General features: G+C 43.5%; 21 protein-coding genes. 15 read left to right on the top strand and 6 right to left on the bottom strand.

Annotated features, from left to right (window positions below; genetic code table 11):
* Positions 1–9 precede the first annotated feature (9 nt).
* The 3 genes from rpsD (at position 10) to L0M85_RS05560 (ending at position 4447) form a co-directional block, all read left to right on the top strand.
* Complete coding sequence (rpsD, locus tag L0M85_RS05570) at positions 10–621, top strand: 30S ribosomal protein S4 (protein ID WP_003009175.1); 612 nt, start codon at positions 10–12, stop codon at positions 619–621.
* A 283-nt stretch (positions 622–904) separates the two neighbouring features.
* Entirely contained in the window at positions 905–3058 is a 2154-nt protein-coding gene (comA, locus tag L0M85_RS05565) for a peptide cleavage/export ABC transporter ComA (protein ID WP_125329307.1), read from the top strand.
* Positions 3059–3085: 27 nt separating this feature from the next.
* Positions 3086–4447 carry a bacteriocin secretion accessory protein gene (locus L0M85_RS05560; protein WP_048690969.1) on the top strand — a complete coding sequence of 454 codons (1362 nt, stop codon included), beginning with the start codon at positions 3086–3088 and terminating at the stop codon, positions 4445–4447.
* A gap of 193 nt (positions 4448–4640) precedes the next feature.
* Here L0M85_RS05560 and L0M85_RS05555 read toward each other — a convergent pair whose 3' ends face one another.
* On the bottom strand, positions 4641–5177 hold the full coding sequence (locus tag L0M85_RS05555) for a TetR/AcrR family transcriptional regulator (RefSeq protein WP_006595361.1): 537 nt from the start codon (positions 5175–5177) through the stop codon (positions 4641–4643).
* A gap of 136 nt (positions 5178–5313) precedes the next feature.
* Here L0M85_RS05555 and L0M85_RS05550 point away from each other — a divergent pair, with 136 nt between their 5' ends.
* Positions 5314–8109 carry a YhgE/Pip domain-containing protein gene (locus L0M85_RS05550; protein ID WP_125329305.1) on the top strand — a complete coding sequence of 932 codons (2796 nt, stop codon included), beginning with the start codon at positions 5314–5316 and terminating at the stop codon, positions 8107–8109.
* Between the two features lie 65 nt (positions 8110–8174).
* On the opposite strand, the gene L0M85_RS05545 is transcribed toward L0M85_RS05550, so the two are convergent.
* Together L0M85_RS05545 and L0M85_RS05540 are read right to left on the bottom strand one after the other, a co-directional pair.
* Positions 8175–8840: a DUF4947 domain-containing protein gene (locus L0M85_RS05545; protein WP_223356315.1), complete on the bottom strand. Its 666-nt coding sequence runs from the start codon at positions 8838–8840 to the stop codon at positions 8175–8177.
* A 217-nt stretch (positions 8841–9057) separates the two neighbouring features.
* Positions 9058–10308 (bottom strand): carbohydrate-binding domain-containing protein, encoded by a 1251-nt coding sequence (locus L0M85_RS05540; RefSeq protein ID WP_125329304.1) that lies wholly within the window; start codon positions 10306–10308, stop codon positions 9058–9060.
* A gap of 226 nt (positions 10309–10534) precedes the next feature.
* On the opposite strand from L0M85_RS05540, the gene L0M85_RS05535 reads away from it, so the two are divergent.
* The 11 genes from L0M85_RS05535 (at position 10535) to L0M85_RS05485 (ending at position 21355) form a co-directional block, all read left to right on the top strand.
* Complete coding sequence (locus tag L0M85_RS05535) at positions 10535–11314, top strand: polyphosphate polymerase domain-containing protein (protein WP_125329303.1); 780 nt, start codon at positions 10535–10537, stop codon at positions 11312–11314.
* Positions 11307–11990: a DUF4956 domain-containing protein gene (locus tag L0M85_RS05530; protein ID WP_061564513.1), complete on the top strand. Its 684-nt coding sequence runs from the start codon at positions 11307–11309 to the stop codon at positions 11988–11990. Before L0M85_RS05535 ends, L0M85_RS05530 begins: the two co-directional genes overlap by 8 nt.
* Positions 11991–12236: 246 nt before the next feature.
* Positions 12237–13502, top strand: coding sequence for a S41 family peptidase (locus L0M85_RS05525; RefSeq protein ID WP_125329302.1), 1266 nt, complete (start codon positions 12237–12239; stop codon positions 13500–13502).
* A 146-nt stretch (positions 13503–13648) separates the two neighbouring features.
* Positions 13649–13777 (top strand): teichoic acid D-Ala incorporation-associated protein DltX, encoded by a 129-nt coding sequence (locus tag L0M85_RS05520; RefSeq protein WP_006595368.1) that lies wholly within the window; start codon positions 13649–13651, stop codon positions 13775–13777.
* 14 nt (positions 13778–13791) lie between these two features.
* Positions 13792–15342: a D-alanine--poly(phosphoribitol) ligase subunit DltA gene (gene dltA / locus L0M85_RS05515; protein ID WP_048690311.1), complete on the top strand. Its 1551-nt coding sequence runs from the start codon at positions 13792–13794 to the stop codon at positions 15340–15342.
* Complete coding sequence (gene dltB / locus L0M85_RS05510; RefSeq protein ID WP_048690309.1) at positions 15339–16589, top strand: D-alanyl-lipoteichoic acid biosynthesis protein DltB; 1251 nt, start codon at positions 15339–15341, stop codon at positions 16587–16589. Before dltA ends, dltB begins: the two co-directional genes overlap by 4 nt.
* Positions 16590–16607: 18 nt before the next feature.
* A complete protein-coding gene (dltC, locus tag L0M85_RS05505; RefSeq protein WP_006595371.1) occupies positions 16608–16847 on the top strand; it encodes a D-alanine--poly(phosphoribitol) ligase subunit DltC in 240 nt (79 codons plus the stop codon).
* Positions 16840–18108, top strand: a complete 1269-nt coding sequence (dltD, locus tag L0M85_RS05500) for a D-alanyl-lipoteichoic acid biosynthesis protein DltD (protein WP_048715048.1) — start codon at positions 16840–16842, stop codon at positions 18106–18108. Before dltC ends, dltD begins: the two co-directional genes overlap by 8 nt.
* Positions 18109–18251: 143 nt before the next feature.
* Positions 18252–18488 (top strand): hypothetical protein, encoded by a 237-nt coding sequence (locus L0M85_RS05495; protein ID WP_238656651.1) that lies wholly within the window; start codon positions 18252–18254, stop codon positions 18486–18488.
* A 100-nt stretch (positions 18489–18588) separates the two neighbouring features.
* Positions 18589–20343: an aspartate--tRNA ligase gene (gene aspS, locus L0M85_RS05490; RefSeq protein WP_236128249.1), complete on the top strand. Its 1755-nt coding sequence runs from the start codon at positions 18589–18591 to the stop codon at positions 20341–20343.
* A gap of 70 nt (positions 20344–20413) precedes the next feature.
* The gene (locus L0M85_RS05485; protein WP_048690300.1) at positions 20414–21355 is read left to right on the top strand and encodes a YitT family protein; all 942 of its coding nucleotides are present in this window, start codon (positions 20414–20416) and stop codon (positions 21353–21355) included.
* A 34-nt stretch (positions 21356–21389) separates the two neighbouring features.
* Here L0M85_RS05485 and pulA read toward each other — a convergent pair whose 3' ends face one another.
* The 3 genes from pulA to L0M85_RS05470 are packed head-to-tail and all read right to left on the bottom strand — an operon-like array spanning position 21390 to position 25257.
* Positions 21390–23441 carry a type I pullulanase gene (pulA, locus tag L0M85_RS05480; protein WP_238656633.1) on the bottom strand — a complete coding sequence of 684 codons (2052 nt, stop codon included), beginning with the start codon at positions 23439–23441 and terminating at the stop codon, positions 21390–21392.
* Between the two features lie 8 nt (positions 23442–23449).
* The gene (locus L0M85_RS05475; protein WP_048690295.1) at positions 23450–24433 is read right to left on the bottom strand and encodes a LacI family DNA-binding transcriptional regulator; all 984 of its coding nucleotides are present in this window, start codon (positions 24431–24433) and stop codon (positions 23450–23452) included.
* 11 nt (positions 24434–24444) lie between these two features.
* Complete coding sequence (locus L0M85_RS05470) at positions 24445–25257, bottom strand: DUF1189 domain-containing protein (protein WP_238656632.1); 813 nt, start codon at positions 25255–25257, stop codon at positions 24445–24447.
* Between the last annotated feature and the right edge of the window lie 39 nt (positions 25258–25296).

The raw sequence follows: 25296 nt of genomic DNA, 5'->3' as shown, positions 1-25296 counted from the left end.
ACATTTCAAATGTCACGTTATACAGGACCATCTTGGAAACAATCTCGCCGTCTTGGCTTGTCACTTACAGGTACAGGTAAAGAATTGGCACGTCGTAACTACGTACCAGGTCAACACGGACCAAACAACCGTTCAAAATTGTCAGAATACGGTTTGCAATTAGCTGAAAAACAAAAACTTCGTTTCTCTTACGGACTTGGTGAAAAACAATTCCGTAACTTGTTCGTACAAGCTACTAAGATCAAAGAAGGAACTGTCGGTTTCAACTTCATGCTTCTTTTGGAACGTCGTTTGGATAACGTTGTTTACCGTCTTGGACTTGCGACTACTCGTCGTCAAGCTCGTCAATTCGTTAACCACGGTCACATCCTTGTTGACGGAAAACGCGTTGATATCCCTTCATACCGCGTAACTCCAGGTCAAGTGATCTCAGTTCGTGAAAAATCAGCTAAAGTTCCAGCTATCCTTGAAGCTGTTGAAGCAACTCTTGGACGTCCAGCATTCGTATCATTCGATGCTGAAAAATTGGAAGGTTCATTGACTCGTTTGCCAGAACGCGATGAAATCAACCCAGAAATCAACGAAGCACTTGTCGTTGAATTCTACAACAAAATGCTTTAATTTCAAGAAAAAACTTGCAGAAAGCCTACAACAGTGGGCTTTTTGTTTTGTCTTCAATCCTCGATTTCTGGGTTTGTTCAGTTATTTGCTCCCTAAGTTTACTTCATAGAAAGAAATGTCCGCCTGTAAAAATAGGCGGTTTTTCTTTTACAAAATAAATAACAACTCTCCTGATTTGGAGATTTTTGTGACCAAATACCTAAAATAATAAACAAAATAGCGATTTTTTCTTCTCAGATTGTCCATTTTGTTAAGATGAAACAAACGATTGGAAAGGGTTCTTATGGGATTTAAGAAAAAACATTATCGCCAACAAGTTGATATGAGAGACTGCGGTGTTGCAGCTTTGGCCATGGTCTTTGGCTACTATGGCTCATACTATTCTTTGGCCAGTCTGCGGGAGAAGGCAAAAACGACTGCAGATGGAACGACCGCCTTAGGTCTGGTCAAGGTGGCTGAGGAGTTGGGATTTGAGACACGCGCCTTCCGAGCAGATCGCACACTTTTTGACTTGGAAGGAGTGACCTATCCATTGATTGTCCACGTGATCAAGGATGGGCGTCTCCCTCATTATTACGTAGTCTATAAGAAAGATAAAAAGCATCTTTACATAGCCGATCCAGATCCAAAGGTAAAGATGACCAAATTGACCATCGAGGAGTTTGAAAAGGAATGGACAGGGATTGTCATCGCCTTGGCCCCGACTCCAGCCTATCAACCGAGTAAAGAAAAGAAAAATGGGCTCCTAGATTTTGTCCCTCTTTTGTTTAAACAGCGGCAATTGGTTCTGCATATTGTTCTTGCAACGTTATTGGTGACCCTCATCAATATTGTGGGTTCTTACTACTTACAATCGATTATTGATACCTATGTGCCTGATCAGATGAAGCAGACGCTGAGTGTGATTTCACTAGGGTTGATCGTGGTTTACATCTTACAGCAAGTCCTAACCTATGCGCAAGATTACTTGCTTCTTGTTTTAGGTCAACGCTTGTCTATTGATGTCATTCTGTCCTATATTAAGCATGTTTTTCAGTTGCCTATGAGTTTCTTTGCGACTCGACGGACAGGAGAAGTGGTGTCGCGGTTTACAGATGCCAACCGCATTATCGATGCTCTGGCTAGTACACTGCTCTCAATCTTTTTGGATCTGTCTATTGTTTTGATTTTATCAGTAGTCCTGTTTAGCCAAAATGCTCACCTCTTTTTCTTGACCATTCTCTTGCTACCGATTTATGCGGTCATTATTTTTGCCTTTATGAAACCTTTTGAGCGCTTAAATAATGAAACCATGGAAGCCAATAGTGTCTTGTCTTCTTCCATCATCGAAGATATCAACGGGATTGAAACTATCAAGTCTCTTACCAGTGAGCGTAGTCGCTATCAAAAGATTGACTCAGAATTTGTGGACTATCTCAAGAAGTCCTTTGCCATGAGCAAGGCGGAGAGTCTACAAAAGGGGCTCAAGCACTTGGCCCAGTTGATTTTGAATGTCTTGGTCTTGTGGTTGGGAGCTCATTTGGTCATGAAGCAAGAATTGAGCTTGGGGCAGTTGATCACCTACAATACTCTCCTTGTTTATTTCACAGGCCCTTTAGAGAACTTGATTAACCTCCAAACCAAACTTCAAGCAGCCCGAGTGGCCAATACCCGTCTGAATGAAGTCTATTTGATAGACTCTGAGTTCGCAGAGAAGAAGCCTCTTCAAAAGTGTGAGGCTCTCGATGGTGATCTGGTTTTTGAGGGAGTAGACTACAAGTACGGTTTTGGGGCTAACGTTCTTACCGATATCAGTCTCACGATTAAAAAAGGGAGCAAGGTAAGTTTTGTTGGTATTTCAGGTTCTGGAAAAACCACGCTAGCAAAGATGATGGTGAATTTCTACCAACCCAATAAAGGGACGATTCGCCTAGGAGGAACGGATATCCAGCAAGTGGATAAAACTTTGCTCCGCCAGCAAATCAATTATTTACCCCAGCAGCCCTATGTCTTTAATGGTACGATTTTAGAGAACCTGTTACTGGGAGCGCGGGAAGGAACTAGTCAGGAAGATATCTTGCGCGCTGTTGAAATCGCAGGAATTCGAGAAGACATTGAGCGTATGCCCCTCAATTACCAAACAGAATTGACTACGGATGGCATGGGAATCTCTGGTGGTCAACGGCAGCGGATTGCCTTGGCGCGTGCCTTATTAACGGATGCTCCGATTCTGATTTTGGATGAAGCGACCAGCAGCCTGGATATCTTGACGGAGAAGAAAATTGTGGACCGCTTGATGGCCTTAGACAAAACGATTATCTTTATCGCTCATCGGTTAACGATTGCAGAACGGTCTGAAAAAGTCTTCCTCATGGACCAAGGTCGTCTGAAAGAAGAAGGAAGCCATGAAGAACTGCTGAAAAAGAATGGCTATTACAGCCATTTGGTTACTTGTTAAGAGAGGACTAGGAGAAAAAAAGAAAGTATGATGAACGAAAAATATTTTGAAAGTGCAGAATTCTATCAGAAACGTTTCCACAATTTTGCTAGTTTATGGGTAGTCCCTTGTTTTCTTTTACTACTGTTTGTTGTCGGTTTCTCTGTCTTTGCCAAGAAGGAAGTGACCTTGTCTAGTCGTGGAACGATTGAAGCTACGCGCGTGGTGGACCAAATCCAGTCAACGAGTAATTCTCCCATCCAAGTCAACCATTTGAAGGAAAATAAAGAGATTAAGAAGGGAGAAATCTTGGTAGAATACCAAGAGGTTCAGGAAAAACAGCAAGGAATGAGCTTAACGCAACAGCTCGACCTCTTAAAGAAACAGGAGGAACAATTAAAATTGTTGAAAACGAGCATTGAGACAGGGGAGAGCCAATTTACAGGAACTGAGCATTTTGGGTATGACCAGCTGTTTAAGGATTATCAGCAACAAATAGCGATTCTCCAAGCGCAAGTCCATCAACAGAATGCAACCATTGCCTCTCAAAATGCCAGTGCAAGTTCCAGTCAAGCAGAAATTGGCCAAGCTATCCAAGACCAAGAGAAGCGATTAGCTGATTACCATAGTCTAAAATCAGCTCTACTAGAAGGAAGAAGTCTGGATGCGACTCATCCACTTTATTCTCTCTACCAGAGTTACGCTCAGCAACCACATGGAGAAGAAAACGCTCAAGCACAAGCTTCTTTTATCAGTCAGCTAGATAGTCAAATCCAACAGTTAGAGGCGAGTATTTCTAATTATCGCATCCAATATGCGGGATCCGGAAGCCAACAAGCTTTTTCGACCAGCTTAGATAGTCAAATAGCCTCTCTGAAAGCTCAACAGCTGAGTAAAGTTGGACAAGATTTGCTGCTTCTTTCTCAGCAAATCGCAGATCTAGACAGTAAGTTAAAAACACAAGAAAATCTTCTTCAGAAGACTCGGATTCTAGCCAAGGATGAAGGGGTGATTCATTTGAATGATGAAACAAAAGGAGCGAGTATTGTAGCGGAAGGTACTCCTTTGGCTCAAGTTTATCCTCTCATTCAGAAAGAAAAAGAAGTCAAGATTGTCACCTATATCCCTTCAAAAGATATAGCCACGATTCATGTAGGTGATCGGATTCGCTTTAGCACACAGGGAAGTAAACAAAAACCAATTACGCTAGAGGCCCGTATTAGCTCAATTGCTTCGAGTGCCACTCGGACAGAACAGGGGAACTTTTTCAAAATAGAGGGAGTTCTTCGTCTCAAGGATCAGGAGGCCAAACTCCTACGATACGGTTTGGAAGGGAAGTGTGTCCTGATCACAGGAGAAAAATCTTACTTCAGTTTCTTTGTGGATCAATTTTTAGGAGCAGGGAACTAAAGAAACATAACATAAAAGGGCTGGGACAAAAGTCCTAGCCTCTCAATTGTCTTTGGATTATCGAGCAAGACGCAGTGGTTGAGTGGGCTCTACCACGCTGATTTCATCAGCTTTTACAGCCCTACTCAACTGTGCGGAGGTGGGACGACGAAATCGAATTCTAACGAATTACCGATTTCTGTCCCACTCTCTTTTATTCCAGCATTTTTAATAGGAAGTCCGCCATTTGTTGGGGGCTTTCTTTTTGCCCACGGGCCACCCACATTTGACAGACTCCAAAGAAGGCATTGGTGAGGTAGACGGAACTATAGTCTCTTTCGATTTCGGTCAAAGATCGATGGCCATAACGTTCTTGCAAGCTATCGACTAGTAGAACTTGTAGCTTGTGTCGCAAGAAGGATTGAATTTCTTTTGTCCCATTCTCGGTTAGAAGGACAGCAAAGAGGGGCTCCTTGGTGAGAAATTCGAAAACTTCGGTAACAGCTTGGTGTTTATCATCTTGTTGTTTGTCGAAGATGTATTCAACTTTGTGGAAAAATTCCTGTTGGTAGCGCTCGATCATATCGTACTTATCACGGTAGTGGGTATAGAAGCTACTCCGGCTGATACCAGCCTCTTTTGCCAACTGAACAGTTGAAATCTCATCAAAGGACTCCCTATGAAGCAGGTCAACCATGGCTTCCTGGATGATCCGTTTTGTTTTTATTCGCTTGTTGCTTTCGGTAACCATTCTAGTCTCCCTCTTTTATACACAAAATTATACACAGTGTCCAAAAATGATTTTTTTAACTTGCGATTTTTAAAAAGAACTGTATAATCAATTATATCAAAAAAATTAGACAATGTGTATAAAAAGGAGACGAAAAATGTTTAAGGAATGGAAAGCGATTTTTAGGAAACCGACCTTTATCGTTGTGATGATCGGGGTTGCCTTGATACCAGCTCTCTACAATGTGATCTTTCTATCCTCTATGTGGGATCCTTATGGCAAGGTTTCCGACCTGCCAGTAGCAGTTGTAAATCAAGACCAGCCAGCTCGTTATCAGGAAGAAGAATTGACAATCGGAAAAGACATGGTGTCCAATTTTGAGAAAAGCGACGCCCTGGATTTTCATATTGTCGATGAAAAAGCAGCTAAAGATGGGTTGGAAAAGGGTGATTACTATATGGTGGTGACCTTGCCTAAGGATCTATCTGCTAAAGCTGCTTCTATCTTAACCAATCACCCAGAACAGATGACCATTGCCTACCAAACATCTAGTGGACATAGCTTTATTGCTGGTAAGATGAGTGATTCAGCCATGATAAAAATCCAGCAAACCGTTGCTAGCAATGTCACCCAAACCTATACCAGCGCTCTTTTCGAAAAGATGGGAAGTTTGAAGACAGGTATGGGAACAGCAGCGGAAGGAAGCCAGAAATTAGCGACCGGTGCTGGTCAGCTAAAAGAGGGTGGACAGACCTTGACAGACCATTTGACCACCTTGTCCAACTCGAGTCTGTCTTTTTCAAATGGGGCACAGACTCTTAGCACTGGTCTCTTGGCCTACACCAATGGAGTTGGCCAATTAGGAACTGGTCTTCATCAAATGCAGGAAAAAGTTCCGACTCTCGTGTCGGGAGTTGGGCAACTTCATGATGGCTTTACAACCTTTAGTAGTGGTTTGACGACCTATACGTCGGGAGTTGGACAACTGGGAAATGGTTTAAACCAAATGGCTAGTCAAACGCCACAGTTAGCCTCTGGGATTGGCCAATTGCATACAGGGATGACGACTCTCTCAACGGGACTGGATACCTACACAAAGGGAGTTAGTCAGTTGAATGTTGGTGCTAGTAACTTGACGGCTGGCCTCACCAGCTATAGCTCAGGGCTTGCTACTCTCAGTGGTGGAGCTAGTCAATTAAGCGGCCAATCGGAAGCCTTAAGAAACGGAGTATCTCAGTTAGAGACAGGCATTCAAACCTTATCCACACAACTCACTCCGCAACCAAATCAACAAGAGCAACTTGCCCAATTAACAGCAAGCCTCACCCAATTAAATGAAGCTATTCAGAATACGAGCGGAGATACCAGTCAACTCAGCACAGCTTTGGCAAGCATCGCCACCTCTGCTCAAGGGATTTCAGCAGCAGCACAGGCTGACCGCAATTCAGTGCTAGCAAATCTTCAAGCTACTGCTGCCTATCAATCGATGACAGCTGAGCAACAGGCAGAAATGACGGCTGCTGTCTCTGCTACTTCAAGTAGCACGGAGACTGCTGCTCAAGCGATTTTAACCACTGTTCAAGGCTTGCAAGAAAGCTTAACAACCGAGAGTCCCTTGGCCACAGTAAAAGAAAGTGCCAACCAGATCTTGCCAACAGCTTCATCTACCTTGAATACTCTTTCAACTAGCTTGAGCTCCCTACAGACCGCAGTGACAGAGCAACTTCTACCAGCAAGCCAAACCCTTAGCCAGGGCGTTCAACTCTATACGACAGGGGTGGATCAGTTAGCCGGTGGAGCTAGTCAGCTTACGGATAATAGCAGTAGCTTGATTGCAGGAGCTACTCAATTGAGTGCGGGGACAAGTCAGCTGGATCAGAAATCTGGTGACTTGGTAATGGGAAGTAATCAACTAGCAGCAGGATTGGGAGACCTAAATGGGAAAATGCCAACTCTGACTGCTGGAATGAATCAATTAGCTTCAGGAGCCAACCAATTGACTAGTAAGTCTAGCGAATTAACAACAGGCGCTGGATTGCTAGCTAGTGGGATCGGTCAACTAAATGGTCAAACACCGGTTTTGGCTAGCGGTGTTGATCAACTGGTATCAGGAGTTGATCAGTTATCGGATAAATCAGGTCAGTTACTATCAGGTTCTCAGCAATTGGCGGATGGTGCAACTAAGATAGCTGATGGCTCTGGTCAATTAGCGGCAGGGGGTCAGGTTCTTGTCGGAGGTTTGGCTGATCTCCAAACAGGTAGTCAAAATCTTAGTCAAGGCTTGAGTTCAGCTAAGGACCAACTAAATAGCGCTAGCACTGAAAAAGAAAATGCAAGCGTATTGTCAGATCCAATCACTCTTTCGAAGACAGACCATGACAATGTTTCAGTGAACGGAGTAGGAATGGCACCTTATATGATATCTGTTGCCCTTTTCGTCGCGGCTCTCTCTACCAATATGATTTTTGCCAAATTGCCATCTGGGCGTCATCCAGAAAGTCGTTGGGCTTGGCTTAAATCGAGATTGGAAGTGAACGGGATGATTGCGGTCTTGGCTGGTGTCCTGGTCTACGGAGCTGTCCACCTGCTCGGAATGGCGGCAAACCATGAAAGCTTGACTCTCTTCCTCTGTGTGTTAGGAAGTGTGACCTTCATGTCCGTGGTAACCGCCTTAACGACATGGAACAACAAGGTCGGAGCATTTATCTCTTTGATTCTCTTGCTCCTTCAACTGGCTTCTAGTGCAGGGACTTATCCGCTTGCCCTCACCAATCGTTTCTTCCAAACTATTCACCCACTGTTGCCAATGAGTTATACCGTATCGGGATTAAGGGAAACCATTTCCTTATCTGGTCAGATAGGTGGGCAAGTCACCTTCCTTACCCTAGTTTTGGGCTTGTGTATTGGTCTAGGAATGATGGCCTATCAACCTCAAAAGATGGAAGAAGACTAAGCTTCCTCTATCTAAAGTTTCATGTGAAACAAAGCCCTCTTCTCAATAGAGAAGAGGGCTTTTTCTTAGTTAAAATAAAGCACTTCTGGATTTGGAGTGATGTAGATAAGGTTATCTTCTTTGAAGACCAGTTGTACTTGGCCCTGTTTGTAGATATAAACCGTGTACGTTTGACCGAACCTAGTGGCTTGAGCGATATCGATCGCACCAGCCCAAAAAGCACGAAGCTGTTCATCTGTTAAGTGTCCCTCTTGATATAGTTTCACGAGGTTTTCCCGTTCCTTTTCTGAGAAGGTTTCTACCAGATACTTTGGGTCGTTAAGGACATTTTCAGGTTCCCCAAGAATTTTTTGAACAAATTTTTTAGTATAGCCTTCGTAATCCGGTGTTGCGGCTTCTAATGTATCGCCATCTTTTCTATAGTAAACGACAGAATCGCCTGTTGCATAGATCTTGTCTGTTGGAGCTTCGCTAGCATTGGCAGGGAGCTCCTCCATTTTTTTGCTAGAGCTGGTTTCTGTCTCAGACTCTTTCTTCTCTTTTTTGGAAGAGCTAGCTTTAGATGATTTTTTTGACGATGAGGCTTCTTTTTCACTTTTCTCTTGTTTTTTAGAAGAGGCACGAGAGCTCGTTTCTTCCGGTTTGAAATATGATTGAAAATCAGACATACAGGCTGTCAAGAAGAAAAGACTCAAAAAGAGCGTTGCAAGGAGAGTAATTTTTTTAGACATCATATAAATCCCTTTCTAATCATAGAGCGCTATTTCTTCTATTGTACACTATAAAAGCTTGGAAAGCACGAAAAAACAGGAGAGAGCTTGTACGAAGTAGGTATTCATACAAGCTTTCTCTCCTGTAAGGGTCAGCTCCTTGTGATCTCATTTGAAGCGAGGGAGTCATCTTTTAATAACTCTTGTGTGCTTCAGTTAGTGGCCTTGGAAGAAGGACTTAGCGTCCACCAGGCTTGCCAGGTCCACCGCCTTGAGGTCCGCCACCTCCGGGAGCCCCACCGCCTCCAGGCATGGAGTTGACAATTTCTGTTTGTTTTTCACCGTTGATATAGATATCTCCGCCTGTGTAGGTAGCTGTTCCATCAAAGTCAAAGCCGGATTGTCCCGTCAAATTGATGGTTCCTCCAGTCACAGTGACATTGCCGTTAGAGTCGATTGGATCGGTATCGCCTTGCCCAACTTCAACGTTGAGGGTTCCACCATTCATGGTGAAGAAAATTTCATCTTGGTTGGCATTGGCATTGGCCGCATTGACACCGTCATCGCTTGCGTAGATGGTGATATCTCCACCGTTAATGGTGATTGATTTTCCTTCAAGGCCTTCGACAGACTCGGTCACCTTGTAAGTTCCGCTATCGATGACTAGATCACCAGAAGCATGGATGCCATCGTCCCCAGCTGAAATGGTCATGGTATTGTCAGACAGATACATGGTTCCGACAGATGTATCTTCATCGTTATCCACCTTGACTGCATCTTCATCTGCATCGATGGTCATGGTCGTACCAGTGATATTGAGTTCATCATTGACGTTGAAGGCATCTCCAACAGCCGTGATCTTATAGGTTCCACCTGTGATATGGAGAGTGTCATTGGCTTTGATACCGTTGTTCTTCTTAGCGTCAATGTTGAGCGTACCTGAACCATTGATGGTGAGGTCGCCCTTAGAGAAGATCACTGCGTCGGCATCTTCATCATTGTTTGAACTTGAATCAGACAAGGTATTGGTCGTGCCGTCTGCTAGAGTGAGGTAGACATGCCCTGCTTTCGTAGCAGAAATTGGCGCGTTGGTGTTGGTCATGGTAACGCCTTTCAAGACGATGTGAACATCATCTGAGTCACCCGCTTCGACCTTGATTTGAACTCCATCGGATTCACCAGAGATGACATAGGTTCCAGCCTTTGAGATGGTCACAGTTGATCCAGATACAGCTATGCCGTCACCTGATACACTTGCAGAAGATCCAGATAGTTTTACAGTAGAGGCTTTACTTTCATCATAAGAGGTGTCCTTGTCCTTATCTGTAAAATAGTTGGAATTGTTTGTTTTATTTTTTGAAGTAGAAGTAGCGGTTGTTTGTGCAGTATTGCTTTTTGTAGCTGATTGTGATGACGCCTGGGTACAAGCTGTCAGTAAGGTGAGGGTTGCGGCCCCCGTTAATAAGAATTTCCATTTGTTTGATTTCATGAGCTTTTCCTCTCGTTCCCTTGATATGCTCCTAGTCTAAAGTTGCTAGCTGAAAGTTTCCTGAAGTTTTTCTGAAAGGAACCTTAACTTTAGTTTTCTTTAAGTTTGGCTTAATGAAAGCTTAAGAAAAGGCAACTAAACTAAGGAACAAGTAAAGCGACTTGTGGCTTTGCAACAAAAACGATAAAGAAAATGATAACTTTTTATTGAACAAAAGGAGAAAAACATGAAAAAAACGGTAGAGACAAGCTTCAAGCGGATTGAAACCAAATATGTGGTGAATAAAGAAGACTTGGATGATTTATTGAAAGATTTGAAGAAATATGTTGTTGAAGACGATTATCCCATCTCCACGATTTCGAATATCTATTTTGATACCGAAGACTTTGATGTGATCCAAGATGCTCTTGCTAAACAGAACCGTCGTGAAAAGATCCGGATGCGGACCTATGTGGAGCATCCAACAGTGGAGAGTCCGGCTTTTCTAGAAGTAAAATCAAAGGATGCAGAAGGAATTGGTCATAAGTTCCGCCTGGTCTCGAACCCTTCCTCCATCACCCGCCTCATGACGGATGGACTAGTGGATCAGACCATTCAGGATCTGGACTTGGTGCAAGAAATCCAAGCTCTGCGCCAGCGCTATGATTACCGACTACAGCCTCAGATGTACATCCATTATGATCGTTTGTCCTTAAAAGAAAAGAAGAGTATCCAAGGCTATCCTTACAATAAGATTCGGGTCACCCTGGACCAAAACTTAGTCTATCGTGATCAGCAGGTCAATCTCCTCCGTGGGAAAGCTGGAGAGCCTTTGTTAGAAGAAAATACCATCATTATGGAAATCAAGGCCCCGGGTGAAGAACCTCAGTGGCTGAAGGACATTCTGGATAAGTACGGACTGGTCAAACAGAAATTTTCGAAATACAGTTGTGCCTACCATAAGTCACAAGGCTTAGACTACGCACCAACGCCAATTCAAGAAAGGACAGGTGCTGCCTATGTCTAATCTATTTGATTCTATTTTTAACAATACTACGGCAACCGTAGATCCGGTGCGTCTGATGCTAGCCTTACTGGTCAGCCTGGTGCTCGGGATGGCCCTGTCTTGGACCTACAAATACCGTACCCTCTATACGCGTGAATTTATCGTCAGTCTCACCTTGCTTCCCTGCATGATGACCCTGGTGATTTTCCTGGTGAACGGGAGTCTGGGGACCTCGATTGCAGTAGCGGGAACCTTTAGCTTGATCCGGTTTCGTTCTGCTACCAGCGGCTCGAGAGAATTGATCGCGATTTTCCTTGCCATGATTATTGGTTTAGCAGCGGGGTCGGGCTACCTCTTATTGGCAGTTTTGTTTACGGCCTTTCTGTTAGCTATCTGGCTCTTGCTCGAAACCAAGCAAAGTAAGACCGACCACCAACGGCGCCGTCACCTGACGATTGAGCTAGGAAATCAGGCTAGGATTGCAGAGAAGATCAGACATCTGTTGGATCGCAATTGTACAGAAGTCGACTTGATTTCGGTTAATACAAGCCAAAATGGGGAACAGCTTACCTTGGATTATGAAGTGGATCTGAGACCAGAAGTTGACGATTTTGCAATGACGACCCTCCTAACAGAAGAAATTTATCATTGCGATGTATCCTTGACCAAGAAGGCTAAGAAAAGAAAGAACTTATAGAAGAGAGTGGGACAGAAATCGGTAATTCGTTAGAATTCGATTTCGTCGTTCCACCTCCGCACAGTTGAGTAGGGCTGTAAAAGCTGATAAAATCAGCGTAGTAGAGCCCACTCAACCACTGCGTCTTGCTCGATAATCCAAAGACAATTGAGAGGCTAGGACTTTTGTCCCAGCCTCTTTTTAGGCTTTTAAGAACTTTTTAAGGAAAAGTGGTATACTATTTCTAAAAAATTTAAGGAGTCCTGCATGAGAAAAAGAGCTATTTTTGAAGATGTTGTCTCCATTATGACTCACGATTCATCTACCATCAAAGACCGAAAAGGATGCGATCCAGAGCCTTTTCGAGAAAAAATGACAGATGATATGACGGATGATGCCTTTCTCTATCAAGTTAAGACTTACCTAGCTAGTTTTGGAATTATTGGCCATATCTCCTTTCAGAATAAAAAAGCTAGGCAGAAAGGCTTTCTCTTACGCGTAATGGACCATCAACTTTATGTTGAAAAGGCGAATGAAGACACGGGACTCCAAGCAGGAGATCAGATCTTAGCTTTGGATGGAAGTGACTTGGAGCAGGTAGCCTCTCTCCATAAGGACTATTTTATCAGTAAGACCCCTGAAAGACACTACCGAGAATGGGCAGATTTGATCTCTCAGTCCACAAGGGTCACCCTGCTTCGGGAGGGGGTAGAAAAGACCATTGAAGTAGTGCCCAGTCGAGAACCAATCCAAGATCAGATTTTTTGGAAACGATTAGACGATGAGATTCTTTATCTTCGTCTGGATAATTTTATGGATGAAGGAGCTATTAGTCGGGTATATCAAGAGTGTTTACCCATGATGACGGAGGTCAAGTTTCTTCTCATTGATGTCCGACAGAACGGCGGAGGGACAGATTCTCTATATCTTCCTCTGTTACATCTAGGCTTAGAGAAGGATCAGGGCTATGATTCGCTTGACTGGGACGATGATGGCATGGAAATTCTATACACGGAACGCAATGTCGACTTACGCTTGAAAGACTTTGAGGACTGGATGCAACAGGAAGAAATTAGTCCTGAAACAACTAAACTACTTGAAGATATGAAAGAGGAGTTGATCCACCATCGGGGGAAAGGCTATGTACCGTATCAGCAAGAAAGCGAGGAATTCTTACCAGAGGTTAGAGGTGGCCAATATCCCGAACAGATCTTTATCTTATCAGATATTTATTGTGGATCATCTGGTGATAATTTTGTCCAGATGATGAAGCAGTTTAAGAAGGTAACAGTGGTAGGTAGACCAACTCTAGGAATTTTAGACTATTCCAATTGTTGTACTGTTGATTATGGGGATTATCGATTGATGTTTCCTACTTCTCGCTGTCTAAGCTTGGATCAAGGAAAAGGAATGACGGATCAAGGTGTGGAGCCGGATATAGAGGTTCCCTGGAGTCCCGACCATTTTGAAAGAGATGTAGATCTAGACAAGTGTTTGGAGTTGATTCGTCAGAGTTGCGAAACGGCAAGATAAGGCTTAGATAGCGGTTGGCTTAAATTAGGATAGTAATCGTCTCGTATGGTAACGTTTTCTAGTATTATTTCTTTGTGTTTGGATTGCTATGACTGAACAAAAAATGGTAAAATAGTCAGTGAAAATCAAAATGAAGAGTGAAAAAGATGAAACATAAAACACTTTATAAATTTATAGGGCAAACAATTTTGTATTTCGCTATTTTCTTAGCCCTACTCTATTTCTTTAGTTACCTTGGTCAAGGTCAGGGTGGCTTTATCTATAATGAATTTTAAAGGAGATCCCTACCGTGTCAAACCAACCAATTACTGATATGATCGAGGCGATTGAGCGCTTCGCCCAACTGCAACCAGACTATCCTGTCTACAATGTCCTTGGAGAAGAGCATACCTATGGCCAATTGAAGGCAGACTCAGATAGCTTAGCAGCCCACATTGACCAAATGGGACTTCCTGAAAAGTCACCTGTTGTGGTCTTTGGTGGTCAAGAATATGAAATGTTGGCAACCTTTGTGGCCTTGACCAAATCTGGCCATGCTTATATCCCAATTGATAGCCATTCGGCCTTGGAGCGCGTGTCTGCCATTCTTGAAGTGGCTGAGCCAAGCCTGATCATTGCCATCAATGAGTTTCCAATCGAAAACCCAGCTGCTCCGATCATGTCCTTGGAGCAAGTGCGTGAAGCTTATGCGGCTCAGAATGCTTATGATTTGCAACATCCTGTCAAAGGGGATGATAACTACTACATCATCTTTACCTCTGGAACAACTGGAAAACCAAAAGGGGTGCAAATTTCGCATGATAACTTGCTCAGCTTTACTAACTGGATGATCACAGACAAGGAATTTGCGACGCCAGAGCGTCCGCAAATGTTGGCGCAACCGCCCTATTCTTTTGACTTGTCTGTCATGTATTGGGCACCAACCTTGGCTCTTGGTGGAACCCTTTTTGCTCTTCCATCAGCCATCACTCAAGACTTCAAACAACTCTTTGCGACCATTTTTTCTCTTCCGATTGCAATCTGGACTTCGACGCCATCTTTTGCAGATATGGCCATGCTGTCTGAAGATTTCAATGCTGAAAAGATGCCAGGCATTACCCATTTCTACTTTGATGGGGAAGAGTTGACCGTTAAAACTGCTCAGAAATTGCGCGAGCGTTTCCCAAATGCACGCATCATCAATGCTTATGGTCCAACGGAAGCAACTGTTGCTTTGTCGGCAGTGGCTATCACAGATGAGATGTTAGCGACTCTTAAACGCTTGCCAATCGGCTATACCAAAGAAGATTCTCCAACCTTCATCATTGATGAGGAAGGGAACAAATTGCCAAATGGAGAGCAAGGGGAAATCATCGTGTCTGGACCAGCTGTTTCAAAAGGTTATATGAATAATCCAGAGAAAACAGCAGAAGCCTTCTTCGAATTTGAAGGTCTTCCAGCCTACCATACGGGAGATGTCGGAACCATGACAGATGAAGGCCTCCTTCTCTATGGTGGACGGATGGACTTCCAGATCAAGTTTAATGGTTACCGTATCGAATTAGAGGATGTTTCTCAAAACTTGAATAAGTCTCAGTACATCGACTCGGCTGTCGCAGTACCGCGCTACAACAAAGATCACAAGGTTCAAAATCTCTTGGCCTATGTCATCTTAAAAGATGGGGTCAAGGAACAATTTGAGCGCGAAATTGATATCACGAAAGCGATCAAGGAAGATTTGGAGCACATCATGATGTCTTATATGATGCCTTCAAAATTCCTCTACCGTGACAGCTTGCCGCTAACTCCAAACGGGAAAATCGACATCAAAGGGTTGATTAGCGAGGTTAACAACCGATGATCGAGTTCTTGAAACAGCTCCCTCATTTAGAACCCTATGGCACCCCGGTCTACTTTATTTATCTGATTGGGGCCTTATTGCCTATCTTTGTTGGTCTCTTCTTTAAGAAGCGTTTCCCAGTCTATGAAGCCTTGGTCAGCTTAGCCTTTATTGTTTTGATGTTGACAGGGACGGATTTGAAACAAATCTATGCGGTTCTTTTCTACCTCTTTTGGCAAATCCTTTGGGTCTATTCTTATAAAATCTATCGAAGCCAGCGTGATAACAAGTGGGTCTTTTACCTTCACTCTTTCTTGGTCGTTTTGCCCTTGGTTTTTGTGAAGGTGCAACCAGCCATTGATGGGACCCAGTCTTGGATGGGCTTCCTTGGGATCTCCTATCTGACCTTCCGAGCGGTAGGGATGATTATCGAGATGCGAGATGGGACCCTCAAAGAATTTAGTCTCTGGGAATTCTTGCGTTTCTTGCTCTTTATGCCGACTTTTTCAAGTGGGCCGATCGACCGCTTCAAACGCTTCAATGAAGATTACCTAACGATTCCAGATCGGGATGAGCTCCTCGATATGCTGGAGCAGAGCGTCAAGTATATCATGCTTGGCTTTCTCTATAAGTTTATTCTAGCTCATATCTTTGGTCATCTCTTGCTAGGTCATGTCAAGACTTATGCCCTTCTTCAAGGGGGCATCTTTAACCTAGGAACCTTAGGGGTGATGTATGTCTTTGGTTTGGACCTCTTCTTTGACTTTGCAGGCTATTCCATGTTTGCCCTTGCGGCATCCAACTTGATGGGGATTAAGAGCCCAATCAACTTTAACCTCCCTTTCAAGTCGCGTGATTTAAAGGAATTTTGGAATCGTTGGCACATGAGCTTGTCTTTCTGGTTCCGTGACTTTGTCTTTATGCGTCTGGTCATGGTCTTGATGCGCAACAAGGTCTTTCAGAGTCGGATTACAACGTCAAACGTTGCCTATATCATCAACATGTTGGTCATGGGCTTCTGGCATGGAGTGACCTGGTATTATGTTGCTTATGGTCTTTTCCACGGTCTAGGTCTCGTGATCAATGATGCCTGGCTTCGGAAGAAGAAGACACTGAATAAAGAGCGCAAAGCAAAAGGACTTGAGCCCCTGCCAGATAATCGTTGGACTCAGGCTCTTGGAATCTTTATTACCTTCAACACCGTTATGCTGTCCTTCCTGATCTTCTCAGGTTTCTTGGATCAGCAATGGTTTCCAAAAATGAAATAAGAAAAGGAAAAATGAAAAATGGATGTAAAATCACAAGTAATTGAAATTATTGACGAATTGTTTATGGAAGATGTCTCAGACATGATGGATGAGGATCTCTTTGATGCGGGTGTTCTTGATAGCATGGGAACCGTTGAGTTGATTGTTGAATTGGAAAACCGCTTCGATATTCGGGTTCCAGTATCTGAATTTGGTCGTGATGACTGGAATACTGCCAACAAAATCGTAGAAGGTGTCATGGAGCTTCAGAATGCTTAAACGATTGTGGCTGATTCTGGGTCCAGTCTTTTGCGCCATGGCTCTTGTCGCTACTCTTCTCTTTTTCTATCCGATTAACCACAAACATAATCTGACAGAAGAGAAAAAGGCCGCAGTGAGCCTGACGGCAGAAGGCTTCAAAAGTCGTGCCCGTAAGGAAGAAGCGCTCGGGGATCCCAACTATCGTTTTGTACCCTTCTTTGGTTCCAGCGAATGGTTGCGATTTGACATCGTCCACCCAGCAGTACTAGCAGAGAAGTATGATCGCTCTTATCGTCCGTATTTTCTAGGACAACGAGGGGCAGCGTCTTTGAACCAATATTTTGGGATGCAGCAAATTCTTCCTCAACTAGAAGGGAAAACGGCTGTCTATGTGGTATCGCCCCAGTGGTTTACGAAGGATGGTTATGATTCATCGGCCTTTCAGCAATACTTTAACAGTGACCAATTAACGAGCTTTTTGGCCAATCAGGAAGCTGGACCAGCAAGCCAGTATGCGGCATCTCGTCTCTTGCAGCAGTACCCTAATGTTGCTATGCAGGGAGGAGTTCAGAAGCTAGCCAAAGGTCAAAATCTATCTAGTTTTGAAAAAGGTCTCAATCAGACCCTCATGCGCTTTGTTCGTCGGGAGGATGCCTTCTTTAGCACCTTTACGGCAATGAACAATAGCAACTATGAGAAGAAAGTTCTCTCTCGCTTAAACGACTTGCCAGATACATTTTCTTACGAAGCCTTGGAAGAGGTGGCGACGGCGGAAGCCAAAAAGAAAACCAATAATAATAAACTAGGCATTAGTAATAGTTTTTATACTCATCGTCTTGCGAGTAAGCTCAAGAAACTCAAAGGATTCCAAAAGAATGAATCCTATGAACAATCCCCAGAATACAATGATTTACAACTGGTCTTGGATCAGTTTGCTCAATCTAAAACCAATGTCATCTTTGTCATCCCTCCAGTGAACTCGAAATGGATGGCTTATACAGGTTTGAGTAAAGAAATGTATCAACGGACAGTTGAAAAAATCCGTTACCAACTAGAAAGTCAAGGCTTTACCCATATTGCTGATTTTTCTAAAGATGGTGATAAACCTTACTTTATGCAGGACACCATTCATATGGGCTGGAATGGATGGTTGGCCTTTGACAAAGCAGTTGATCCTTTTGTCTCCAACCCTCAACCGGCTCCTGAATACAAGATTAACAATCGTTTCTTAAGTCAGGACTGGGCTAACTATAAAGGCCAGCCGGATCAATTTAAGTAAGATGCGAAGAGGTTGAGAATACCCAGTCTCAACCTTTTTCCTATGGTTTTGAAGAAACTTATCCCCATATTCACAGACTTATCCACAGACTTGTGGATAAGTCTGTCTACTAGAAAGAGAGGAACTGGTAAACCATGAAAACAATGAAGAAAATAGCTGTTTATGCAATTCTTCAAGGAATCGTAATCTTTCTCATTACGGGCCTCATCACCCAATTCATCAGAGGAGACTTCTTTTTCCGTGGCTTGGCTCCAATATTTGGAGTCTTGGCAGCTATCATGCGTTTTGGAACAGCTAGTCTGATGAAAATCTTGGCCCCAACCCTATACGATGAAGAGGCCAAACAAGAGAAAACTCCTACCGGGAAAGAAGCTGAATAAAAGAACTGTTTTTTCTGGAAAAATCTCTGGAAAAGCACTTATCTGACAGGCTTTATGGTAAAATAGAAGGAAGAATATTAGTTTGGAGAGTAAAAATACAATGAAACGTTCCATGTATGCTGGACGTGTTCGCGAGGAACACATTGGACAAGAACTAACCCTCAAAGGATGGGTGAGTCGACGCCGTGATTTGGGTGGCTTGATCTTTATTGATTTGCGAGATCGTGAAGGGATTATGCAATTGGTCATCAATCCAGAGACGGTCAATTCGGAAGTAATGGCAACGGCTGAGAGCCTTCGTAGCGAGTATGTAATCGAAGTGACAGGTCAAGTTGCTGCCAGACAGCAAGCTAATGATAAAATTGCAACAGGTCAGGTTGAAATGCATGTTTCTTCCTTAACTGTCCTCAATACGGCAAAAACCACACCATTTGAGATCAAGGATGGCATTGAAGCCAACGATGATACCCGTCTACGCTATCGATATTTGGACTTGCGTCGCCCAGAAATGTTGGAAAACTTGAAATTGCGTGCCAAGGTAACCCACTCTATTCGGAATTACTTGGATGAGTTGGAATTTATTGATGTGGAAACACCTTTCCTTTCTAAGTCAACTCCAGAAGGGGCGCGTGACTATCTCGTTCCATCTCGTGTTAACAAGGGTCACTTCTATGCCTTGCCTCAAAGCCCTCAAATCACGAAACAATTGTTGATGAATGCAGGCTTTGACCGCTATTATCAAATCGTCAAATGTTTCCGTGACGAAGATTTACGTGGAGACCGTCAACCTGAGTTTACACAGGTCGATTTAGAAACCTCCTTCTTGACAGAGCAAGAAATTCAAGACATTACCGAAGGTTTAATCGCGCGTGTCATGAAAGAAACCAAGGGAATTGAAGTCACCCTTCCTTTCCCGCGGATGAAGTACGATGATGCGATGGCTCTTTACGGTTCGGACAAACCAGATACTCGTTTTGAGATGCTCTTGACAGACTTGACAGAAGTTGTAAAGGGTGTAGACTTCAAGGTCTTCTCAGAAGCTCCAGCAGTGAAAGCCATTGTGGTCAAAGGAGCAGCAGACAACTACTCACGTAAAGATATCGATAAGATGACCGAAGTAGCCAAACAATATGGGGCCAAAGGTCTTGCATGGGTCAAGGTAGCTGATGGTGCTTTAAACGGCCCAGTTGCTAAGTTCTTGACAGACGTGACAACAGAGTTGACAAGTGCTTTACAGTTGGAAGAAAAAGATTTGGTCCTCTTTGTAGCGGATACACTAGAAGTAGCCAATGCAACCCTAGGTGCCCTTCGTTGCAGAATTGCCAAGGAATTAGACCTCATCGACAACAATCAATTCAACTTCCTTTGGGTGGTAGATTGGCCAATGTTTGAGTGGTCTGAAGAAGAAGGCCGTTACATGAGTGCCCACCATCCCTTTACACTTCCACAAGCAGATACAGCTCATGAATTAGAGGGCGATCTCGCTAAGGTACGTGCTATTGCCTATGACATTGTGCTCAATGGTTACGAACTTGGAGGAGGAAGTCTCCGGATCAACCAAAAAGAATTGCAAGAACGGATGTTTACGGCTCTCGGTTTCTCAAAAGAAGATGCGACAGAGCAATTTGGTTTCTTGCTAGAAGCTATGGATTATGGTTTCCCTCCACATGGTGGATTGGCTCTTGGTTTGGACCGTTTTGTCATGTTGTTAGCTGGTGAGGAGAATATCCGTGAAGTGATTGCCTTCCCTAAGAACAACAAGGCAACAGATCCAATGACCCAAGCCCCTTCTGCAGTATCTACCAAACAACTGGAAGAGTTGAGTCTACAAGTAGAAGTCAAAACTGAGGAGTAAGAATAAAAGCGGATAATCCGCAGAAGTAGCTTCTGAGATTTTCCCTTTATTTATAAATTGAGAGATAGTCATGAAAAAAACTCGCTTAGGTAAAATCTTACGTTATTATGTGAGAAGAATTGCTTATAATTTTAAATTATTACGGGTCTTGAAAAGCATTTCCCGCGAAAAATATGATGAAAAGATTTCAGCCTCATTGGTCTATGGATTTTTATCTGCGATTGCTGTGAACTTCTTTTTCCAGCCGGGACGTGTCTATTCGAGTGGAGCGACAGGGTTAGCACAGATTGTTTCAGCTCTTAGCGATCGATTTTTGGGATTTACCATTCCTGTTTCCTTGTCATTTTATGCCATCAATCTGCCCTTAATGATCATCGCCTGGTATCAAATTGGCCATAAGTTTACCATTTTCACCTTTATCACGGTGTCCATGAGTTCCTTCTTTATCCAATTTGTCCCAGTAGTTACGCTCACCAATGACCCTATCATGAACGCCTTGTTTGGGGGTGTGGTTATGGGGACAGGGATTGGTTTTGCCCTTCGGAATAATATCTCCAGTGGGGGAACCGATATTGTCAGTTTGACCATTCGAAAGCGAACGGGCAAGAACGTCGGCAAAATTTCTCTCATCGTCAATGGGACCATCATGTTGATAGCAGGGATGACCTTTGGTTGGAAGTATGCCCTCTATTCGATGATTACCATTTTTGTTTCCAGTCGAGTGACAGATGCTGTCTTTACCAAGCAGAAGCGGATGCAAGCCATGATTGTCACTAGCCAGCCGGATAAGATTATTGAGAAAATCCATAAGCGATTGCATCGCGGGGCAACTATTATCCACAATGCTGAAGGGACCTATAATCATCAGGAAAAAGCCGTCTTACTCACGGTTATTACCCGAGCAGAGTTTAATGAGTTTAAATTTTTAATGAAAAAAGCGGACCCTCAAGCTTTTATAACAATTTCAGACAATGTTCATATTATTGGACGCTTTGTCGAAGTAGAAGACTAAAAAATTCCTGCAAGAACTTCTTGCAGGAATTTTTTTATGCTTGTTCTACCAAGATCCAACCATGGGCCGGAACGGTAAATTCTTCTTGAGAAAGCTCTTGCTCTCTCCCAAACACATGAGGGTAGGCAATTACTAATCTTGCTGATTGTTTGAGTCGATAAGTCCATTCTTGATCCCCAAGGTTGACCAAGATAAGCAACTTACGACCGTCTTTCTCAATACTGTAAGAGAAGGTCTTCTCTGAGATCCAAGTGACTTGGCAGTAATCCCGTATATCTTGAGCCTTGTCAAAGCGAAGGAGCTCTTCCTTTTTACGATAGGCAATCAATTCACGCAGGAACTGAATATCTGTTTCATAAGCTGTAGAAGAAAGCCAGTCTAGTTGATTTAGAGCATCTGGAAGATTGTAAGTATTCTCTTCTAAGCCCTTGCTGCGATAGAACTCTTGACCAGCATGTAGGAAGGGAACTCCTTGAGCCAAGAGGACGAGATGCAAGCCAAGTCGAGCTTTAGCCTGACGCACCTCCTCTGAAACGTTTGGATTTTCAACCTTGAGGTAGTCAAAGAAGGTTGCGTTATCATGGCATTCCACATAGTTAATTGCCTGTTGAGGACGCACAAAGTGGGGGGCTCCTTTGAGTCCGACGTTACCAGTCAAAATATTAGCCAGGTCATTGGCCTGATAGTGACTGTCTATACGTCCTTCGTTCAGGATGCTTCGTTTAATGGTATCACGGAAGTTGTCACTAAAGAAGCCATACGGACGAAGTTGACTGGCATTGTATTGATGGGCCAGGAGTTCAGGATCCAGTCCGGTATCCATCTTCCACCCTTCCCCATAAAGGTAAATGTTGGGGTAAATGGCTCCTAATTCTTCTTGAATTTCCATCATGATTTGGCGGTCAAGAATGCCCATCAAGTCAAAGCGGAAACCATCAAAACCGTAAAGTTGAACCCATTGCTTGACTGACTGCTTGATGTAGTTGCGCACCATGGCTCTCTCGCTGGCTACATCGTTGCCACAGAAGGTTCCGTTGGTTCGTTGGCGATCCTGGTCATAGCGATAGAAATAGCCTGGGACAATCCGCTCAAAGGCAAACTCGTCAGAGAGGTAAACATGGTTATAGACCACGTCCATGATGAGGCTGAGATCTGCTTCGTGATAGGCATCAATCACTTGCTGCAACTCTAGGATCCGTTGGTAAGGATCATTTGGTTGGCTACTAAAACTTCCCTCAGGAACATTGTATTGCACAGGGTCATAGCCCCAATTGTAGGAAGCAGTAGGATTTGTTTCATCTACGCTTCCGAAATCATAGAGGGGCATGAGCTGAACATGAGTAATACCCAGGGATTTCAAATAGTTAAAGCCAAAGGTCTGGTCTCCATGCTTAGGAGATTCTAAGAGAGCTGGGAAGGTAGCAGGATGTTGGAAACCAGCTTCTTTTTGCATGGAGAAGTCCCGGACGCTCAATTCATAAATAATAGCCTGAGTCGGATCTAGTTGGGTTGCGGCTCTCTGGATAGGGCGCTCAATCTTGTGTCGGTCGATGACATAGCTAGCTCCTGAATTGGCTTCAGAAGAAAGAGCATAAGGATCATGGACGATATGGGTTACAGCGTTGACTTGGTGCTGGTAGTAATAAGAGGCTTTTTCCCAGTCTCCTTCGAGTTCTAAACGCCATACACCTTTTTCTGTCAGCTCCATCGGGTAGGCAGTTTGGTTGATCAAGAGCTGAACCTCTTGAGAAATGGGAGCCCAAAAGGCAAAGCAGGTTTTTTCTTTGGAGTAACGAGCTCCTAAATCCTCTCCATCATAAGCATATAGCTGATCAAAGATGGGTTGGCGGACGATGTCGCGGTAGTGTAGGAGGCAGGTTTCTCCCTTAGCGTTGGAGAGGGTATAGCTTTGACTCATGTCGATGGGAAGGGGGCTTCGAAGAGTTTTTTCTTCCTCTGTCGGCAGAAGTTCAATTGTTTTCGAACCAGACGTCAATGTAAAAGGAAGAGAGGCCATTACGCTCTCTCCTCCTTCCATGCGAATCAAGTCTTGGTCGTCTAAATAAGCTGCAAAGTTGGTGGTCATAGGTTCTCCTAAAGTTCAATAATCGAGTGTTCAATGAGCTGTCTGTAGCAAACAGTTTTGTTTTCCTTGTTGTCCTTAATAATTTGGAGCAAGGTTCTGACAGATTCGCGTCCCAATTCGACCGTATTGATATCAATATAGGCGTCAATTGGAATTCGTGGTTGAATAGAGTCGAAGGAAATAATTGGAAGATCGACTTGTTTGTCGCTCAGGTATCTCCGAACCCCTTCAGCAACTAGGATATCTGTTGTCATAAGTGCTTCCAGTTCTTCAAAAGGCAGGGTATCCATGATTTGGTAAGAATTTTCTTCTAGCATGAAACCAAAGGAGAACTTGACCAATTCCTCACGGAGAGGGATCTGGTGACTGGCAAGAGCTTCTTGGTAGCCCTTGTAGCGGTCTTGAGAAACGGCCAATTCCTTATTTCCTCCAACAAAGGCGATGTGTTGGTATCCTTTCTTGATGAAATATTCGGTCGCATCAAAGGCGGCCTTAACATTGTCGTTATCGACTAAGGATACAAAAGGAGAAGTTGCTTTTCCCAAAATCAAGAAAGGAAATTTATCTTGAATACAGAAGTCAACCAAAGGATCATTCAATTTGGAATAGAGGAAGATGAGTCCATCTACCCGCTTACCATAAATCATTTGTTTGAGTTGATCGAGGCGGTGGGTTTCATTAGCCCCTGTACAAATCTGAATGGCATAGCCATAATCAGAAGCAACCTGACTAATCCCACGGAGGACCGTAGGGAAGAAGGGGTTTTGGAAGAACACATCACTTTCATCAGGCAAGACAAGGGCAATGACCTGACTGGACTGGCTCACTAAGCTACGAGCATTGAGGTTTGGATGGTAATCTAGTTCTTTCATGGCAGAACGAACCCGTTCTTTAGTGGCTTCACTGATGGTAGATTTATTTTGAATCACTCGTGTAACGGTAGATGGTGCAACGCCGGCAAGTTTGGCTACATCTTTGATGGTGACACGCATAAAGGACCTCCCTAAGGTTTGTAATCTGGATCCCGGAAATGAGTCTTATAGAAGGCAAGCGCGAGGAACAAGACAAATAGGATATTTTGGATCAAGATGGTTGTAGTAAAGACTTGGTGGAACAATAAACTGATCAGGACGCTCGCAAGAATAGGCAATCCTAGACAGTTGAGTGTGAAATTGAAGCATTCTTTGAAGGTCTTGAGAGAGAAGAGACGTGACTTCCGTGTCAAGAAGAGGAAGAAGGAAGCTCCAAATACTAAAATAGCAAAATTCACAGCAGATAAGAAACCTGAGAAGAGGACGAGGAAGAGACTAACAGCCAATCGATTGGCCTGGAACCAATCTTTGGAAATGGCCTTAGTGAGTTCCTTTTTGTCCTGGATGCTCTCTTGATTGATGGCTTGGTAAGGAATCGTAGCCAGTTCTTTCTTTTCTTTACTTACAATCAATTGATTTTTATCGAAATAAAGAGTTAATTTTTCTCCTAATTGAGTTCCTTCGTGATGGCCTAAGATAACATGACCAGCCTCATTTTTATGAACTCCAAAATGACTGTTATAGACTAGTTCTTGCTGATTTATCTGTATGTTTTCTTTAAAATCCTTCATAACATCGTCTGTTAAGGGATCAAAGACATCACTAACGAAGGTGGTTAAGGGGTAGGTCTGTAGTTCCGCATTTTGAACGGCAACAGGAATGAGGGTCAAGGATAGAAGAAAGAGTGAGGTAAAGATCATTTGGAACCAATTAAGTTGTTTGCGGTTGGCAAATGCTTTTCTTACCTGAAAAAGGCTGGAAAAATAGTTAAATGGATAGGGCATGAAGAGACCTTTCTAATCTCCGGGATGGATTTCCCTTGT

Origin of the sequence: Streptococcus sp. DFI.7.26, assembly GCF_022240605.1 — a bacterium.
GTDB classification, from domain to species: Bacteria; Bacillota; Bacilli; order Lactobacillales; family Streptococcaceae; genus Streptococcus; species Streptococcus xiaochunlingii.
Note: the sequence above shows the minus strand (reverse complement) of the source record. Positions and strands in the feature narration are given on the sequence as shown.

Bases quoted from the DNA above. Each gene is read 5' to 3' on its own strand.
- aspS (WP_236128249.1), top strand. From the start codon at position 18,589: ATGAAACGTTCCATGTATGCTGGACGTGTTCGCGAGGAACACATTGGA.
- L0M85_RS05520 (WP_006595368.1), top strand. From the start codon at position 13,649: ATGAAACATAAAACACTTTATAAATTTATAGGGCAAACAATTTTGTAT.
- comA (WP_125329307.1), top strand. From the start codon at position 905: ATGGGATTTAAGAAAAAACATTATCGCCAACAAGTTGATATGAGAGAC.
- L0M85_RS05560 (WP_048690969.1), top strand. From the start codon at position 3,086: ATGATGAACGAAAAATATTTTGAAAGTGCAGAATTCTATCAGAAACGT.
- L0M85_RS05535 (WP_125329303.1), top strand. From the start codon at position 10,535: ATGAAAAAAACGGTAGAGACAAGCTTCAAGCGGATTGAAACCAAATAT.
- L0M85_RS05495 (WP_238656651.1), top strand. From the start codon at position 18,252: ATGAAGAAAATAGCTGTTTATGCAATTCTTCAAGGAATCGTAATCTTT.
- L0M85_RS05545 (WP_223356315.1), bottom strand. From the start codon at position 8,840: ATGTCTAAAAAAATTACTCTCCTTGCAACGCTCTTTTTGAGTCTTTTC.
- L0M85_RS05525 (WP_125329302.1), top strand. From the start codon at position 12,237: ATGAGAAAAAGAGCTATTTTTGAAGATGTTGTCTCCATTATGACTCAC.
- rpsD (WP_003009175.1), top strand. From the start codon at position 10: ATGTCACGTTATACAGGACCATCTTGGAAACAATCTCGCCGTCTTGGC.
- L0M85_RS05470 (WP_238656632.1), bottom strand. From the start codon at position 25,257: ATGCCCTATCCATTTAACTATTTTTCCAGCCTTTTTCAGGTAAGAAAA.
- dltB (WP_048690309.1), top strand. From the start codon at position 15,339: ATGATCGAGTTCTTGAAACAGCTCCCTCATTTAGAACCCTATGGCACC.
- L0M85_RS05475 (WP_048690295.1), bottom strand. From the start codon at position 24,433: ATGCGTGTCACCATCAAAGATGTAGCCAAACTTGCCGGCGTTGCACCA.
- dltD (WP_048715048.1), top strand. From the start codon at position 16,840: ATGCTTAAACGATTGTGGCTGATTCTGGGTCCAGTCTTTTGCGCCATG.
- pulA (WP_238656633.1), bottom strand. From the start codon at position 23,441: ATGACCACCAACTTTGCAGCTTATTTAGACGACCAAGACTTGATTCGC.
- dltC (WP_006595371.1), top strand. From the start codon at position 16,608: ATGGATGTAAAATCACAAGTAATTGAAATTATTGACGAATTGTTTATG.
- L0M85_RS05555 (WP_006595361.1), bottom strand. From the start codon at position 5,177: ATGGTTACCGAAAGCAACAAGCGAATAAAAACAAAACGGATCATCCAG.
- L0M85_RS05485 (WP_048690300.1), top strand. From the start codon at position 20,414: ATGAAAAAAACTCGCTTAGGTAAAATCTTACGTTATTATGTGAGAAGA.
- L0M85_RS05530 (WP_061564513.1), top strand. From the start codon at position 11,307: ATGTCTAATCTATTTGATTCTATTTTTAACAATACTACGGCAACCGTA.
- L0M85_RS05550 (WP_125329305.1), top strand. From the start codon at position 5,314: ATGTTTAAGGAATGGAAAGCGATTTTTAGGAAACCGACCTTTATCGTT.
- L0M85_RS05540 (WP_125329304.1), bottom strand. From the start codon at position 10,308: ATGAAATCAAACAAATGGAAATTCTTATTAACGGGGGCCGCAACCCTC.